Source organism: Pseudomonas sp. XP2, from assembly GCF_053557975.1.
On the sequence record NZ_JBNRIK010000006.1, the window covers coordinates 138,583 to 152,546 of the forward strand.

At 62.0% G+C, this 13,964-nt stretch carries 16 protein-coding genes; 11 read left to right on the forward strand and 5 right to left on the reverse strand.

Going from position 1 to position 13,964, the window contains the following annotated elements:
• Window positions 1–384 precede the first annotated feature (384 nt).
• The 4 genes from ACK1VC_RS09640 to ACK1VC_RS09655 all read left to right on the forward strand — a co-directional run bounded on the left by ACK1VC_RS09640 (window position 385) and on the right by ACK1VC_RS09655 (window position 3,558).
• Window positions 385–1,095, forward strand: coding sequence for a histidine phosphatase family protein (locus tag ACK1VC_RS09640; RefSeq protein WP_016487958.1), 711 nt, complete (start codon window positions 385–387; stop codon window positions 1,093–1,095).
• Between the two features lie 56 nt (window positions 1,096–1,151).
• The gene (locus ACK1VC_RS09645; RefSeq protein ID WP_016487959.1) at window positions 1,152–1,469 is read left to right on the forward strand and encodes an SCP2 sterol-binding domain-containing protein; all 318 of its coding nucleotides are present in this window, start codon (window positions 1,152–1,154) and stop codon (window positions 1,467–1,469) included.
• A 217-nt stretch (window positions 1,470–1,686) separates the two neighbouring features.
• Window positions 1,687–2,754 (forward strand): phosphotransferase family protein, encoded by a 1,068-nt coding sequence (locus ACK1VC_RS09650; protein WP_016487960.1) that lies wholly within the window; start codon window positions 1,687–1,689, stop codon window positions 2,752–2,754.
• 36 nt (window positions 2,755–2,790) lie between these two features.
• Window positions 2,791–3,558, forward strand: a complete 768-nt coding sequence (locus ACK1VC_RS09655; RefSeq protein WP_016487961.1) for an SDR family oxidoreductase — start codon at window positions 2,791–2,793, stop codon at window positions 3,556–3,558.
• Here the strand turns inward: ACK1VC_RS09655 and ACK1VC_RS09660 are convergent, their stop codons facing one another.
• Both ACK1VC_RS09660 and ACK1VC_RS09665 read right to left on the reverse strand, forming a co-directional pair.
• Window positions 3,559–4,380 (reverse strand): class I SAM-dependent methyltransferase, encoded by an 822-nt coding sequence (locus ACK1VC_RS09660; RefSeq protein WP_095115579.1) that lies wholly within the window; start codon window positions 4,378–4,380, stop codon window positions 3,559–3,561.
• Between the two features lie 167 nt (window positions 4,381–4,547).
• Window positions 4,548–4,898: a hypothetical protein gene (locus tag ACK1VC_RS09665; RefSeq protein ID WP_016487963.1), complete on the reverse strand. Its 351-nt coding sequence runs from the start codon at window positions 4,896–4,898 to the stop codon at window positions 4,548–4,550.
• Between the two features lie 116 nt (window positions 4,899–5,014).
• On the opposite strand from ACK1VC_RS09665, the gene ACK1VC_RS09670 reads away from it, so the two are divergent.
• Window positions 5,015–5,305 (forward strand): RcnB family protein, encoded by a 291-nt coding sequence (locus ACK1VC_RS09670; RefSeq protein WP_016487964.1) that lies wholly within the window; start codon window positions 5,015–5,017, stop codon window positions 5,303–5,305.
• Between the two features lies 1 nt (window position 5,306).
• Here ACK1VC_RS09670 and ACK1VC_RS09675 read toward each other — a convergent pair whose 3' ends face one another.
• Window positions 5,307–6,467 carry a GGDEF domain-containing protein gene (locus ACK1VC_RS09675; protein WP_016487965.1) on the reverse strand — a complete coding sequence of 387 codons (1,161 nt, stop codon included), beginning with the start codon at window positions 6,465–6,467 and terminating at the stop codon, window positions 5,307–5,309.
• A gap of 224 nt (window positions 6,468–6,691) precedes the next feature.
• On the opposite strand from ACK1VC_RS09675, the gene ACK1VC_RS09680 reads away from it, so the two are divergent.
• The 4 genes from ACK1VC_RS09680 (at window position 6,692) to ACK1VC_RS09695 (ending at window position 10,887) form a co-directional block, all read left to right on the forward strand.
• A complete protein-coding gene (locus tag ACK1VC_RS09680) occupies window positions 6,692–6,877 on the forward strand; it encodes a hypothetical protein (protein WP_016487966.1) in 186 nt (61 codons plus the stop codon).
• A gap of 73 nt (window positions 6,878–6,950) precedes the next feature.
• On the forward strand, window positions 6,951–7,343 hold the full coding sequence (locus ACK1VC_RS09685) for a glycine zipper domain-containing protein (RefSeq protein WP_060517179.1): 393 nt from the start codon (window positions 6,951–6,953) through the stop codon (window positions 7,341–7,343).
• A gap of 125 nt (window positions 7,344–7,468) precedes the next feature.
• Entirely contained in the window at window positions 7,469–9,298 is a 1,830-nt protein-coding gene (locus ACK1VC_RS09690) for an SLC13 family permease (protein ID WP_016487968.1), read from the forward strand.
• 137 nt (window positions 9,299–9,435) lie between these two features.
• Complete coding sequence (locus ACK1VC_RS09695; RefSeq protein ID WP_095115583.1) at window positions 9,436–10,887, forward strand: GGDEF domain-containing protein; 1,452 nt, start codon at window positions 9,436–9,438, stop codon at window positions 10,885–10,887.
• On the opposite strand, the gene ACK1VC_RS09700 is transcribed toward ACK1VC_RS09695, so the two are convergent.
• Window positions 10,861–11,622: a sulfite exporter TauE/SafE family protein gene (locus ACK1VC_RS09700; RefSeq protein WP_060517156.1), complete on the reverse strand. Its 762-nt coding sequence runs from the start codon at window positions 11,620–11,622 to the stop codon at window positions 10,861–10,863. The two genes, ACK1VC_RS09695 and ACK1VC_RS09700, sit on opposite strands and share 27 nt — an antisense overlap.
• A 98-nt stretch (window positions 11,623–11,720) precedes the next feature.
• Between ACK1VC_RS09700 and ACK1VC_RS09705 the strand changes: the two genes are divergently transcribed.
• Complete coding sequence (locus ACK1VC_RS09705; protein ID WP_016487971.1) at window positions 11,721–12,626, forward strand: LysR family transcriptional regulator; 906 nt, start codon at window positions 11,721–11,723, stop codon at window positions 12,624–12,626.
• Window positions 12,627–12,757: 131 nt separating this feature from the next.
• Here ACK1VC_RS09705 and ACK1VC_RS09710 read toward each other — a convergent pair whose 3' ends face one another.
• Window positions 12,758–12,952 (reverse strand): hypothetical protein, encoded by a 195-nt coding sequence (locus ACK1VC_RS09710; protein WP_016487972.1) that lies wholly within the window; start codon window positions 12,950–12,952, stop codon window positions 12,758–12,760.
• A 777-nt stretch (window positions 12,953–13,729) separates the two neighbouring features.
• Between ACK1VC_RS09710 and ACK1VC_RS09715 the strand changes: the two genes are divergently transcribed.
• Window positions 13,730–13,915 carry a hypothetical protein gene (locus tag ACK1VC_RS09715; RefSeq protein WP_016487973.1) on the forward strand — a complete coding sequence of 62 codons (186 nt, stop codon included), beginning with the start codon at window positions 13,730–13,732 and terminating at the stop codon, window positions 13,913–13,915.
• The last annotated feature ends 49 nt before the right edge of the window (window positions 13,916–13,964 follow it).

Genomic DNA, 13,964 nt, shown 5'->3' on the forward strand with positions numbered 1-13,964 from the left:
CCCTTGAGGCGAACTCGAAGGTGATAGCGCCCAGAGGCTCTACGGTAGACGTAGGGCACTGCGATTTGTGACACGTTGGGACGATTTGTGACACTGGATTCAGCGGTAAGGATGGACATTTTGGGTGGAAGCCCCGTGCTGCTTGGCTTTACCCGAGATCAAGGACAGTTGGCAAGAAACTCCACGTTGACTCCTTAAATACCTGCGCCAAGGCGGCGCGTTAACTGTTGCAAGCATACCGCTGCGCCAAAGGTGCTGCCAGCCGGTGTAAACGCTGGCAACACCTTTCAAACAACCTTTTCAAACGCTTGTATGTTTTTTCGTTGACAGCCCGTGTGCTGCATCCTAACCTCGCAGCAACCTCCAAACAGGCCGGAACCTTTCGTGGGCAACCTCTACCTGATCCGACATGGCCAAGCCTCTTTCGGTGCTGATGACTACGACGTCCTCTCGCCCGTGGGCGTGCGCCAGAGCCACGCGCTGGGTGAGCACCTGGCCCAGTTGGGTGTACGGCTGGACCGTTGCGTGGCAGGCGACCTGCGCCGCCAGCAGGATACCGCGCGCCTGGCCCTGCAGGCCTTGCATGCCAGCGGCTGCCCGGTGCCGGCTGTTGAGACCGACGCGGCGTTCAATGAGTTCGATGCCGATGGCGTCATCCGCGCCCTGTTGCCTGGGCTGCTGCCAGAAGAGCCCGATGCCCTGCATGTACTGCGCAATGCTGCGCAGCATCGCAGCGAATTCCAGCGCCTGTTCGCATTGATGGTGCAGCGCTGGCACGCGGGCGAACAGGCGGACGATGGCCTGGAAAGCTGGCAGGCTTTCACTCGCCGTGTACAAGGTGGCCTGGAGCGCGTGCTCGATACCGCCGGCAGCGGTGACAATGTCGCCATCTTCACTTCGGGCGGCACCATTGCCGCCCTGCTGCACCTGGTTACCCGTATTACCCCCAGCCAGGCGTTCGCGCTGAACTGGCAAATCATCAACACGTCGCTCAGCCAGCTGAAGTTCCGCGGCCGCGACGTGGCACTGGCCTCCTTCAACAGCCAGGCCCATGTGCAGCTGTTGAAGGTACCGGAGCTTGTCACCTATCGATGAGCCCGGCTTGTTGTGTCCCTGCGGGGACGTGTAAATAACTCTATAAGGAATGCGCCATGACCTCCGTAGCTGATGCCGTCAAAAAGATGCAAGAGAAGTTCAACCCATCCGCTGCCGCCGGCCTGGACCTGGTGTTCGGCTTCAACATCACCGACGAAGGCAAGCAATACGCGCTGATCGTCAAAGACGGCACCTGCGACCTGCAGGAAGGCGAAAACCCGGACGCCAACTGCACCCTGGTGATGGACAGCGAAACCCTGAAGGGCATCGTCAGCGGTGAAACCGATGGCATGCAGGCCTTCATGGGCGGCAAGCTGCGCGTTGAAGGCGACATGATGCTGTCGATGAAGCTCAGCGAGCTGTTCCCGTCCTGAGGGCTGGGTACACCGGATGATCGAAAGACCGAAGCCTTGGCGGCTTCGGTTTTTTTTTGCCTGCCCCAAAGCCTGCGCTGGCACGTTGGTCGTTGACATAAGGGCAGTTGATCAACCAGCAACACCCTCACCTATATGGCACCTGGCACGCTTGTTCCAGCGCCGGCAGGCCATTAGATTAGCCAATAGTCCTTGGGATCGAAAATAAGGAAAACGCATGACGCTCACCGACCAGTCCACCCAGGTACGCCCCGGCGAAGAACTCGACGCGGCCGTCATCGACCCTTACCTCAAGGCCAACATCCCCGACCTGGACGGCCTGCCGCGCATCAGCCAGTTTCCAGGAGGGGCCTCCAACCTCACCTACCTGGTCAGCTACCCGGGCCGGGACTTTGTGCTGCGCCGCCCGCCATTCGGGCAAAAGGCCAAGTCGGCCCACGACATGGGCCGCGAGTTCCGCATACTCAACCAGTTGAACAGCGGCTTCCCCTTCTGCCCCAAGGCGTATGTGCACTGCACCGACAGCAGCCTGATTGGCGGTGAGTTCTACGTCATGGAACGGGTCAAGGGCATCATCCTGCGCTCGGACATCCCTGCCGGGCTGAACCTTGACGCCAGCCGCACCGAGGCCCTGTGCAAAAGCTTTATCGACCGCCTGGTCGAGTTGCACCAGGTGGACTACAACGCCTGTGGCCTGGCCGACCTGGGCAAGCCGGAAGGCTATGTACAGCGCCAGATCGAGGGCTGGACCAGCCGCTACCAAAAAGCCCTGACCCCGGATGCCCCGCGCTGGGAAAAGGTGACCACCTGGTTGCACGAAAAAATGCCTGCCGACCACCCGAAGCCCGCCATCGTGCACAACGATTACCGCTTCGACAACGTCATCCTCGACGCCGACAACCCTATGCGCATCATCGGTGTGCTGGACTGGGAAATGGCCACCCTGGGCGACCCGCTGATGGACCTGGGCAACAGCCTGGCCTACTGGATCGAAGCCGACGACCCGGCGCCGGTGCAACTGATGCGCCGCCAGCCGAGCAACGCGCCGGGTATGCTCACCCGCCGCCAGTTCGTGGATTACTACGCGGCACGCGCAGGCATCACGCTGGACAACTTCGATTACTACTATTGCTATGGCCTGTTCCGCCTGGCCGGCATCGTCCAGCAGATCTACTACCGCTACTACCACGGCCAGACCCAGGACAAGCGTTTCGCCCAATTCATCCACATGAACCGCTTGCTCGAGCAGATGACCTTGCAGGTCATTGCCAGGTCCAGCCTCTGAGCAACGCCCACGACGACGGATAACAAGGAAAACAGCATGTCCAAGACCCACCTGTTCGACCTCGACGGCAAGATTGCCTTCGTTTCCGGCGCCAGCCGCGGCATTGGCGAAGCCATCGCCCACCTGTTGGCCCAGCAAGGTGCACATGTGATCGTTTCCAGCCGCAAGCTCGACGGTTGCCAGCAGGTGGCCGAGGCGATCATCGCGGCGGGTGGCAAGGCGACGGCGGTGGCCTGCCACATTGGAGAGCTGGAACAGATCCAGCAGGTGTTCGCCGGCATCCGCGAACAATTCGGGCGCCTGGACATCCTGGTCAACAACGCCGCCACCAACCCGCAGTTCTGCAACGTGCTGGACACCGATCCGCATGCCTTCCAGAAGACCGTGGACGTGAACATCCGCGGTTACTTCTTCATGTCGGTAGAAGCCGGCAAGCTGATGCGCGAGCATGGCGGTGGCAGCATCATCAACGTGGCATCCATCAACGGTGTGTCCCCCGGCCACTTCCAGGGCATCTATTCGGTGACCAAGGCGGCAGTCATCAACATGACCAAGGTCTTCGCCAAGGAGTGCGCCCAGTTCGGCATTCGCTGCAACGCCCTGCTGCCGGGCCTGACCGACACCAAGTTTGCCTCTGCACTGGTGAAAAACGATGCCATCCTGAACGCCGCACTGCAGCAGATCCCACTCAAGCGCGTAGCCGACCCCAAGGAAATGGCCGGCGCGGTGTTGTACCTGGCCAGCGATGCGTCCAGCTACACCACTGGCACGGCACTCAACGTCGACGGCGGGTTCCTTTCCTGATCAGGCCTTGACCGCCACCAAGCTGTAGCTCAGGGGCAGGCGTGCAGGCTGCTCGCGCAAGCGATACTCGCCATCGCTGCCCTTGACCATCTGCCCCGGTAGGGCCTCCCAAGGGATGCTCTGGTGCTCGACCAGCACCGTCAGTTGCAGCCCATGCGCCAGCAAGGCAGTAACCACTTCACCCAAGCCGTGGTTCCATTCGTGGGTTTCAGTGTGGGCAAGGCGCTCTTCAGTCTCGACATAGGTCTGGTCGTTGTGCCACACCGTCGGGGCTTCGTGCTCGAAGTACGGGTATTCGAGCTGCAGGCGGTCCTGGTGGTCTTCATTGACGGCCATCAGCATCGGGTGCCCATCGCGCAGGAATAACCGCCCGCCCGGTTTCAGCAGCGCCGCGACCGCACGCGCCCACGGCTCGATGCGGGGTAACCAGCACAGCGCGCCGATACCGGTGTAGACCAGGTCGAACGTGCCTGCCGGCAGTACCGTGTCGGCGGCATAGACGTCAGACTCGACATACTCGATGGCCACCGCACAACGCTCGGCCAGTACCCGTGCCTCGGCCAGCGAAGCCGCGGAATAGTCCAGGCCGCAGACCTTGGCGCCAAGGCGCGCCAGCGATAGGGTGTCGGTGCCAATGTGGCACTGCAGGTGGACGGTCCTCAGCCCATTGATGTCGCCGAGCAAAGGCAAATCGAAGCGCACGGTTTCGGACAGGTGCCCAGGGCGCTGGACGAGAGTCTCGACTTCGTAGTCCTTCGAGGCAGCGTGCAGCGGGGCGCGTTCGTCCCAACTGCTGCGGTTGAGTTGCAGTGAACGGTCCATGGTGTCTTCCTTGAGTGGTAACGGTTCATGCTAGCCGCCACCTGCCCCTCTAAGACACCACTGCCTTGCTAAAAATTGTAAAGCCCGCAAAGCACCCACTGAGCAATAACTGGACTGCACTGGCCGCCCCTACAGGCCGGCGATGAAGCCAATACAGGCTGCGGCCTTTACAAACAGGTCGCCGCCGCTGCCCGGCGCTGCAGCGCCACGCCGTCGTTTTTCTGCGCGTAGTAATCCACCCGAGCCCCGCCTGCCTGTGGATAGACATCCACAAACGCCTCTGCCTCACGGGTATACACGGTGAACCCGCCCTGCTTGCGCGGTTGCAGGTAGCCACTGGCATCATCGCCGAACACCTTCTCTTCCTGCCAGCTGAACTGGATACACTGCGCCACCAGCTCCGGCGCCTTGCTTGAATCGAGCTGCGCAGTCGGCTTGCCGCCGCGGGCCGTCTCCATGGTCGCAGAAGCACAACCGACCAGCATCAGCGCCGCGGCCATCGGCAAAATCGCACGCATGTTCCATCCTCAGGGTATCGAAAAAGATGCGACTCTAGCACTCGCGGGCATTGCGAGTGAATTGTCACGCACATGCCGCTGTCGCAGATAAGGTACGCCGCCATAAGGAGCACCACATGAAGCTTCACTATCTGCTACTTGCCGCCCTGCCCTGCCTGCCCCTGGCCGTCAGCGCCGCGCCCTCCAGCGAAGAAAGCATCACCGCCCCGGAAACCCACAACCGCACGCTTGAAGTGGGCGACAAGGCACCGGACCAGTACAAACGTGACGAGCAGGCCATCAAGGACTGGAAAGCCAAAGGCCTGCCCGCCCCCGAGAAAGAAAGCCATTGGGTACGCATGGGCGAGCACTACGTGCTGGTGCAGATCACCAACGGTGTAGTACTGGCGATCCAGCCGGCGTCCTGATTCAACCCGCCTGGATCAATGCCGCCATGTGCACCGTGTTGCGCCCGGCGGCCTTGGCCTGGTACAGCGCGGCATCCGCCTGGGCCAGCAGGTTGGCGGTGCTATCTTTGGGACCTGGTACGCCACACCACAGGCCCACGCTGAAGCGCAGTTCGATCTGGTCATCGGCAAAACGGGCCGGGCTGCGCGCAATAGCCTCGCGCAGGCCTTGCAGCGCAGCCATCGCCCCGCTGCGGTCAGTGCCCGGCAACAACAGCAGGAATTCCTCACCACCATAACGGCCCAGGCTGTCACCCTGACGCAGCCGCTGCTGCAACTGGCGCACGCAATGGCACAGCACTTCGTCGCCAGCCAGGTGCCCATACAGGTCGTTGATGCGTTTGAAATGGTCGATGTCGATCATTGCCACGGCCAGGCTGGCCTGTTGCTGGCGAGCACGGTCCAGTTCCACCGCAAACCGGTCCAGGATCGCCCTGCGGTTGAATGTGCCGGTCAGCACATCGTGCAGGGCCAGGTGCTGCAAGCGGGACTCGCTACGCTCCTTGGCCATCAGCACCAGCCCGATCGAATACATCATTACCGTCGCCGTGCCGATTGCCACGGAAATGCTCTGCTTGAGGTTGCTGGTGTCATAACGCATTTCCACTGCCGTGCCATTGGCCACCGCCACCACACGCATACCCAGGCCGACCAGGCTGATCAGCGCACCGATCTGCAGCAGCAGGTGGGCCCTGCCCGGCCGTTCGGCATGGCGCCACGCCCAGTAAAGGATCATCGAGCACTGCAGCATCAATACCAGCGTCGCCAGCAGCATGCGCGGCTCCAGCGTATCGAGCAGCAGCACCAGCCCCCCCAGCATGCAGGCAGGAATGACGAAGATGACACGCCAGGGCACCACCTGCTCACGCACCCGGAACAAGCTGGCGGTGTAGAACGCCAGGGCCAGCGACAGCAAGCTGTTGCCCAGACCATAGCTGACCCACAGCGGGGCCTGGGCATAGACGGTGTAGCAGACATAAGCCAGGGCATGCACCAGCAGCCCGCAACCCGTTAGCAGCAGGTTGTCACGGCGGTTGCTACGCCCCACCAGCAACAGGCAGAAAGCTAGAATAGTTGCGACCAAGGCAACGGCGGCAAACAACGTGGGGGTGTGGGCGATCATCGTGATTCACCGAGTGGCAGATTGCCGTCTTCGCTGCGGCTTACCCCACAGTCTAGAGGGCCATGGCGCACTCGACCATGACCGAATGGGACAGAACAACAGCCTGCAAGCACGCCGCCCATCACTGGCGCGACAAATTTTTGCCTGCCCGGGAAACCAAATGGATCATTCCCAGTCTCAGCAAGTGCCCCGTAAACCTTTGCGGATCAAGGACCTATATCGTGATGACCCGCCTTGCAAGCCTTTCGCTGATTGCTGCAGTCCTGCTGACCGCAGGCTGTCACAGCCATCGCTACCATGATGACGACGATGGCTGGCGTGACCGCGACCGTGGCCATCGCCACCACCATCGGCATGACCGCGATGACGATGACAATCGTCAGTACCGCGGTGACCGCGACTACCGCTGAAGCGTCTTTGCACCCCTGACCTGCCGCCCGTTGCGCGGCACCTTAACCTGATGATTCCTTTGAGGTTCGTATCATGCGTCTGACTCTGCCTTCCCTTGCCCTCGGCCTGCTGCTGTGCCAGGGCGCTTTCGCCGGCGACGGTACTGCCGCCATTGGCGGTGGCCTGGGTGGTGTGCTGGGTAACGTTGTTGGTCAACAACTCGGCGGCAAGGCCGGCGCGGCCATCGGTGCTGGCGTGGGCGGCGCAGCCGGCAGCGCGGTAGGTGCACGCAAGGGCAATCGTACCGAAGCCGCCATCGGCGGTGGCCTGGGCTCGGCTGGCGGCTCGCTGCTAGGCGGCGCGGTGGGCGGCAAGACCGGCTCCACGGTCGGTGCTGGCCTGGGCGGCGCAGCCGGTGGGGCCCTCGGCAACCACCTGGGTGACGACAACCGCGGCAGCAAAAAGCACCGCCGTCACCGTCACTGATTACCTGACTCAAGGGCCGTATAGCGGCCCTTTTTGTTGCAGCACATCAACACCCCCTTCATCACGAACTGGCACACTGGCTGCTACTGTCTATCGTGCCCCGTGTGAAGGAACACCCCCTCCCCATGAACCAAGATCTGCTCTGGGTCCTCGGCCTGCTGGCCATCGTCGTTACCCTGTTCATCATCAATCGCCCACGCATGGACGTGGTCGCGCTGATGGTGATCCTCGCCCTGCCCCTACTCGGCATCCTCACCGTTGAGCAGGCCCTGGCCGGCTTCAGCGACCCCAACGTGGTACTGATCGCCGCCCTGTTCGTGATCGGCGAAGGCCTGGTGCGCACCGGCATTGCCTACCGCATCGGCGAATGGATGAGCGAGCGGGCCGGCAATAGCGAAACACGTCTGCTGGTGCTGCTGATGGTGGCCGTGGCCGGGCTGGGGTCGATGATGAGCTCCACCGGTGTGGTGGCCATTTTCATCCCGGTAGTGCTGAGCATTGCCGCGCGCCTGCAGCTGTCGCCCAGCCGTCTGATGATGCCACTGGCATTTGCCGGGCTGATCAGTGGCATGCTCAGCCTGGTGGCCACACCGCCCAACGTGGTGGTGCACAGCGAGCTGGTGCGCAATGGCGAAGCGGGCTTCAGTTTCTTCAGCTTTACCCCTTTCGGCCTGGTGGTGCTGGTGCTGGGGATCGGCTACATGCTGCTGACCCGGCACTGGCTGAACGGCGAAGTGCGCAAGGACGGCCGCGTGGAAACCCGCCGGACACTGCTGGACCTGGTGCTGGACTACAAGCTCAACGGCCGTGAACGGCGCCTGCGCATACGCCCTGATTCACCGCTGATCGGCCATACCCTCGGCGAGCTGGAGTTGCGCACCCGGCACGGCGCCAACGTGATCGGCATCGAGCGCCAGCACAAGTTCACCACACGGGTGATCGGCGCCGACTCCAACACCGTACTGCACCAGGGCGATGTGCTGCTGCTCGACCTGTTCGCCAACCGCGACAACCTGCGCAGCCTGTGCCAGACCATGCAACTGGAGCCCCTGCACTTCAAGGCGGCCTATTTCATCGACCAGTCCCAGGAGCTGGGCATGGCCGAGGTCTCGCTGCCGCCGGGCTCGCAGTTGATCGGCAAGAGCGTTCTCGAACTGGCCTTCCGCACCCGCTTCGGCCTCAACGTGGTCGGCCTGCGCCGCGAACAGGCGGCAATCGAAGAGCAACTGGTAGACGAAAAACTGCGCCTTGGCGATACCCTGCTGGTGGTCGGCCCGTGGAAGGCGGTACGCCAGTTGCAAAGCCAGCCCAAAGACTTTCTGGTATTGAGCCTGCCCGCCGAGATCGATCAGGTCGCGCCAGCCCGCACCCGCGCGCCGCAGGCATTGCTTAGCCTGGCGGTAATGGTCGGGCTGATGGTCAGCGGTGCCGTGCCCAATGTCATCGCGGCGCTGATCGGTTGCCTGCTGATGGGGGCCGGCCGCTGTATCGACATGAACAGCGCTTATAAAGCCATTCATTGGCAAAGCCTGGTGCTGATCGTCGGCATGCTGCCATTCGCCCAGGCACTGCAGAAAACCGGTGGCATCGATTTGGCGGTGGGTGGGCTGGTAAGCGTACTGGGTGGTGCCGGCCCCAGTGCCATTCTTGCCTGCCTGTTCGCCGTTACAGCGGTGATCGGCCTGTTCATTTCCAACACGGCCACTGCGGTACTGATGGCACCCGTGGCTGTCAGCACCGCAGCGCAGCTGGGCATGTCGCCCTACCCGTTTGCCATGACCGTGGCGCTGGCCGCATCGGCGGCGTTCATGACACCGGTGTCATCCCCGGTCAACACACTGGTGCTGGGCCCGGGGCAATACCGCTTCGCTGATTTCGTCAAAATTGGCGTGCCCTTCACCGTGCTGGTGATGTTGGTCACCGTCGTGATGGTGCCGTGGTTCTTCGGGCTATGAGAAAAGCGCTATAGACTAAAGGCAATTTGACATTATCTCGACCGATCGCGGCAGATTGACATCAAGTGGCCTGACGAAACACACTGCGGGCTATTGCCCCAGGTGCTTCAAGGCGTTGTCCTGGATTTCGTTTCCGCTTGCCGGTCGAGTTCATGGTTTTTCCAGCCCAATCGCGCTTGTTGCCTTATGTCGTTCTGTTTTGCCTGACCTTTGCCCTCACCCTGGGCGGTATCCTGGCACGCCCGATCGAATCGCTGTCGCTGTTCTGGCCAGTGAATGCTGTGTTGGCCGGCGTGCTGCTGCGCTACCCGCGCCAGGCCACGCTGACCGGCTTCAGCCTGGTCTGGCTGGCCATGGTCGGTGCCGACCTGCTGTGTGGCAGTGCCTGGGTGCCGGCCCTGTGGTTCAACCTGTGCAATCTTGGCGTGGTGGTTACCCTCTGGCAGTTGCTATCGCGTTTGCCGCGGCTGCACCGGCGCATGCGCACCCCGCACGGCGTACTCAGCGTGTTTGCCGCCTGTGCCGCCGCCGCCATGGTGGCGGCCAGCATGGCAGCGGTCATGGCCGCACCGTGGTTCGAGCAATCCCTGCGTGCCACCTGGCTCGCCTGGTTCAGCGAACAGTTTTCGACCAGCGTGCTGGTACTGCCGGTGCTGCTTACAGCACCCTCGGCGCGGGCTTTGGTGCGGGGTGGCGCCCAAGCCATCCGCCTGGCGCCACTGCTGATGCTGCTGGCCTCGCTGGCGGTCAGCATTGCCTTTGGCGGCCCCGGTGCCATTGCCTTCCCGATTGCCGCCTTGCTGTGGTGTGCGTGGACCTACTCGCCGTTCATGGTTTCGCTGCTGACACTTACCGCTGGCAGTACCTTGATTGTGGCGGTGGCGCAAAACCTCATGCACTTCAGCGTGCCGCAAAGCGAGCCCGGTGTGACCACGCTGATGTCGGCGCGCCTGGGCATTGCGATGCTGGTGCTCGGCCCGCTGGTGGTGGCCTGTGTCAGCCAGGCCAACCGCAGCCTGATGGCGCGCCTGGCGCATCAGGCCACCATCGACCACCTTACCGGCGTGCTCACCCGCAGTGCCTTCACCCGCCGCGCCAACGCATTGCTGGACAGCCGCCAGCAGCATGCCCAGGCGCTGCCGCTAACCCTGATGATGCTGGATATCGACCACTTCAAGTCGATCAACGATGCCCATGGCCACGGGGTCGGGGACCAGGTGCTGCGCCAGTTTGCCAGCACCCTGCAGGACCAGTTGCACAACGATGAACTGCTCGCGCGGCTGGGCGGCGAGGAGTTCGTCGTCATCCTCCCGGGGCTTGCGCCTGAACGTGCCAAGTTCACCGCCGAACGCCTGCGCCGTGCCATACAGGACCTGCACGTGGTGCAGGCCGACCAGCGCCTGCAGATCACCGTGAGTATCGGCCTGGCCGGCTGCGACGCCAATATCCCGGCCCCCAGCCTGGACGCGTTGCTGGCAAGTGCCGACCAGGCGCTGTACCGGGCCAAGGCCCATGGCCGCAACCGCGTCGAGCAGGCCGAAGCACAGCGCCAGGAGGCTGAGTCACGCAACCAGCAAGTCCCACGATAGCTTGGCGATCAACACGCACAGCAGTATCAGGAACAGCCCGCGCACAAAGCCTGCGCCCTTGCGTACCGCCAGCCAGGTGCCGGTAAGAGCCCCCAGCACATTGCACGCAGCCATGGGCAGGGCAATGGCATACAGCACGTTGCCCGAGGGCACGAAGAACACCAGCGCCGCCAGGTTGGTGGCAATGTTCACCACCTTGGCCGAGGCCGAAGCGTGCAGGAAGTCCAACGCAAAGAAGCGGATGAACAGAAAGATCAGGAAGCTGCCGGTGCCTGGACCGAACAGGCCATCGTAAAAGCCGATCGCACCGCCGATCAGCACCGCCAGGCATTGCTCCTTGCGGCCGATCTGCGCGGGCTTGTGCAGGGTGCCGAAATCCTTCTTGCAGAAGGTATAGATGGCCATCAGCACGATCAGCACCAGCACTGCCGGGCGCATCACACTGGGCGGTACCAGTGACACCGTGGCAGCCCCAGCGAACGACATGACAAAGGCGCTGAGCGCCGCTGGCACGATAAGCCCCCAATCCAGCGTCACCTTGCGAATGAACGAGCGCGCCGCGAAGGCCGTCCCACAGACCGACGCCAGCTTGTTGGTGCCGAGCAAGGCCGCTGGTTGCGCGGTAGGCAGCACGTTGAACAAGGCCGGGATCTGGATCAGCCCCCCGCCCCCCACTGCGGCGTCGATCAGCCCAGCGGCAAAGGCGAACACAGAAAGCACAGCAATATCCATCATGACGCGGTTCCAGGCAGTGAAGACGCCTGCAAGGCTAATCAAAGTGCCGCGCATGTGTTGAAATGCCATATTGCAAAAACTGCAACAAGGAGCAGGCAATGGCATTGGACATGTTGCGGGAAATCCAGGCGTTCGTCAGCGTGGCCCACAAGCGCAGCTTCGTGGCCGCCGCACGTGCACTGGGGCGCTCGCCCAGTGCGGTAACCCGCGCGGTACAAACCCTGGAAGACAACGCCGCCAGCAAGCTGCTCAACCGCAACGCCAACGCCGTAACCCTCACCGAAGCCGGCGAGCGCCTGTTGCCCCATGCCGAACGTTTGCTGGATGTGCAACGTGATGCTGCCGACGCGTTGGCCGCGCTCAGCGGCAGCGCCCAAGGCTGGATACGCTTTGCCGTACCGCAACTGCTGGGTGAACATGTATTGCCACAGGTGCTTGCCGAGTTCTCCCGCTGCCACCCCGGGGTGACCCTGGACATAACGTACTGCGACGAAACCCTCGACCCGCTGCAAGGCAAGTTCGATTTCGTGGTGCGTGGGGCCTTCCCGCAATCAAGCGAGCTGATCGGCTACCCGCTGTGGGCCTACCAGCGCCACCTGTATGCCAGCCCGGCGTACCTGGCCGTGGCCGGCACGCCACAGCAACCGGAAGACCTCGAAGGGCATGCATTGATCCTGCACACCGCCCCGCGCATCCTCAAGGCCTGGCATTTTTACCGCGACGGCCAGATCACCAGCCTGCGCCCAAGGCCCAGGTTGCGCCTGGACTCAGGTGACGCGGTGTACCACAGCACCCTGGCCGGCGCAGGCATCGCCCGCCTGGCTGCCTGGGTTGGCGAAGCGCAGGTCAGGGCCGGACGGCTGGTGCGCGTGTGCCCGCACTACCGCCTGACTTCCAGCAGCGGCCAGGACCCGCAAATGCATGCCGTGTACCCTGCCGGCGAGCTGCCAGCGCGGGTGCGCGACTTGCTGACGGCGTTGCGCCGCGCCGGCCTCGCCTGCTGAAACAGCCCCCTGAAATGACTGTTCAATTTCTGCTCAATTTAACAGAGACCGCAGCGGGCTTGGCTTTCAGCACTTTATCCACAGACCTACCCACGTTTTTTGTGGACAGATTTCCCAACGCAAAGAACGACTTATCGCACAACCAGCAACGCGGTGTTTGCCAGCTTGACCAGCTCGATCCACTCCGACGTACTGATCACTCCAGCCTGCTCCAACAGCAAGGCATCGCGCAGTGCCTGGTCATAAACCTGCTCATCAAGTGTGCCTTCAGCAAGAAAACGGCTACGCCACTCCAGCACGGCTGAAGTGCCTTTCTTGTATTCCATTGATGTATCGACTCCAAGGCAAAATGACCGGCCCGAATGAGCGGCGGCGGGAGACTACACGAGGCTTTTGCACTTGAGAATGACTTGCACCTACCGCTGGTCCAGCAGTGCAGGAAGGGAGAATACTGGCCAATTGCTCAGGGATTGGGCCCGCCACTTGAAATAGACGGGCCGCGGGGGGAAAACGCAGTTGCAGTCAGCTTGGCGGAATGGTGCCAAGAATACCAATCAGAATGGTCAGCAGCAGAAAACCACCCAGGAACAGCGCCAGCTTGCCCATTGGAACCTCTACAGTTTTGATGCGGGAATGGGCTTATTGTCAGGCTTGGGCTGATACGGTTACAGATTCAGGTTTGTGGAAAAAAAGCGGATCAGATGGACTGTGCAGATTCTTCATGGTGCTTATTGCTTAAACTTTCAACGTCCGGGGCGGGCAGCGCTTATGAGGTCAGTTGCTGAAGCTTTTGCGCCGATGGTCACTGACCTGCAGGGCGACAATTGCTACATGAGATTTCAAAAAGGACTAAAGGCTCCGATTGCAACCACGCCGGGTGGCCTGCCCCTCGAAGGGTGAATGCACCCAGCTGGGGCGGGAAGTTGAGCGCAATCGGGAGCACATGAATTGAAACGTAGTTTGTAGGATTGTTTACTCTGCGCTGTAGGAAGAATCGCGGCACTGGGAATCACCTGTATGAAACATCAGTTTCTCCAGCAAATCCGAGCTGCTACGGTCTATTTTTCCTACAACGGCACGGAAGCCTACAGCGTGAGAAAAGCATGGACCCGTTCAACACTTCGGCCCTGAAGCTACAGAAAAAATTGCTCGACCTGCGTCTTGAGTGTGACCGCCTGAGAAGTGAGGGCAAAGACCAGGAAGCGGACCGCCTCGCTGGCCCTATTGCACGGATTGAGGCGGCTATCAGGCAGTTGCCGGATAGCCTGAGGCCCGTGACCTTGCAGTGACCGCTGCTGCTCCCACAAAGTATGCCCAGCCTTGCAGGAGCAGCCCTGT

Bases quoted from the DNA above. Each gene is read 5' to 3' on its own strand.
- ACK1VC_RS09645 (WP_016487959.1), top strand. From the start codon at position 1,152: ATGACCTCCGTAGCTGATGCCGTCAAAAAGATGCAAGAGAAGTTCAAC.
- ACK1VC_RS09650 (WP_016487960.1), top strand. From the start codon at position 1,687: ATGACGCTCACCGACCAGTCCACCCAGGTACGCCCCGGCGAAGAACTC.
- ACK1VC_RS09655 (WP_016487961.1), top strand. From the start codon at position 2,791: ATGTCCAAGACCCACCTGTTCGACCTCGACGGCAAGATTGCCTTCGTT.
- ACK1VC_RS09660 (WP_095115579.1), bottom strand. From the start codon at position 4,380: ATGGACCGTTCACTGCAACTCAACCGCAGCAGTTGGGACGAACGCGCC.
- ACK1VC_RS09665 (WP_016487963.1), bottom strand. From the start codon at position 4,898: ATGCGTGCGATTTTGCCGATGGCCGCGGCGCTGATGCTGGTCGGTTGT.
- ACK1VC_RS09670 (WP_016487964.1), top strand. From the start codon at position 5,015: ATGAAGCTTCACTATCTGCTACTTGCCGCCCTGCCCTGCCTGCCCCTG.
- ACK1VC_RS09675 (WP_016487965.1), bottom strand. From the start codon at position 6,467: ATGATCGCCCACACCCCCACGTTGTTTGCCGCCGTTGCCTTGGTCGCA.
- ACK1VC_RS09680 (WP_016487966.1), top strand. From the start codon at position 6,692: ATGACCCGCCTTGCAAGCCTTTCGCTGATTGCTGCAGTCCTGCTGACC.
- ACK1VC_RS09685 (WP_060517179.1), top strand. From the start codon at position 6,951: ATGCGTCTGACTCTGCCTTCCCTTGCCCTCGGCCTGCTGCTGTGCCAG.
- ACK1VC_RS09690 (WP_016487968.1), top strand. From the start codon at position 7,469: ATGAACCAAGATCTGCTCTGGGTCCTCGGCCTGCTGGCCATCGTCGTT.
- ACK1VC_RS09700 (WP_060517156.1), bottom strand. From the start codon at position 11,622: ATGATGGATATTGCTGTGCTTTCTGTGTTCGCCTTTGCCGCTGGGCTG.
- ACK1VC_RS09705 (WP_016487971.1), top strand. From the start codon at position 11,721: ATGGCATTGGACATGTTGCGGGAAATCCAGGCGTTCGTCAGCGTGGCC.
- ACK1VC_RS09710 (WP_016487972.1), bottom strand. From the start codon at position 12,952: ATGGAATACAAGAAAGGCACTTCAGCCGTGCTGGAGTGGCGTAGCCGT.
- ACK1VC_RS09715 (WP_016487973.1), top strand. From the start codon at position 13,730: ATGGACCCGTTCAACACTTCGGCCCTGAAGCTACAGAAAAAATTGCTC.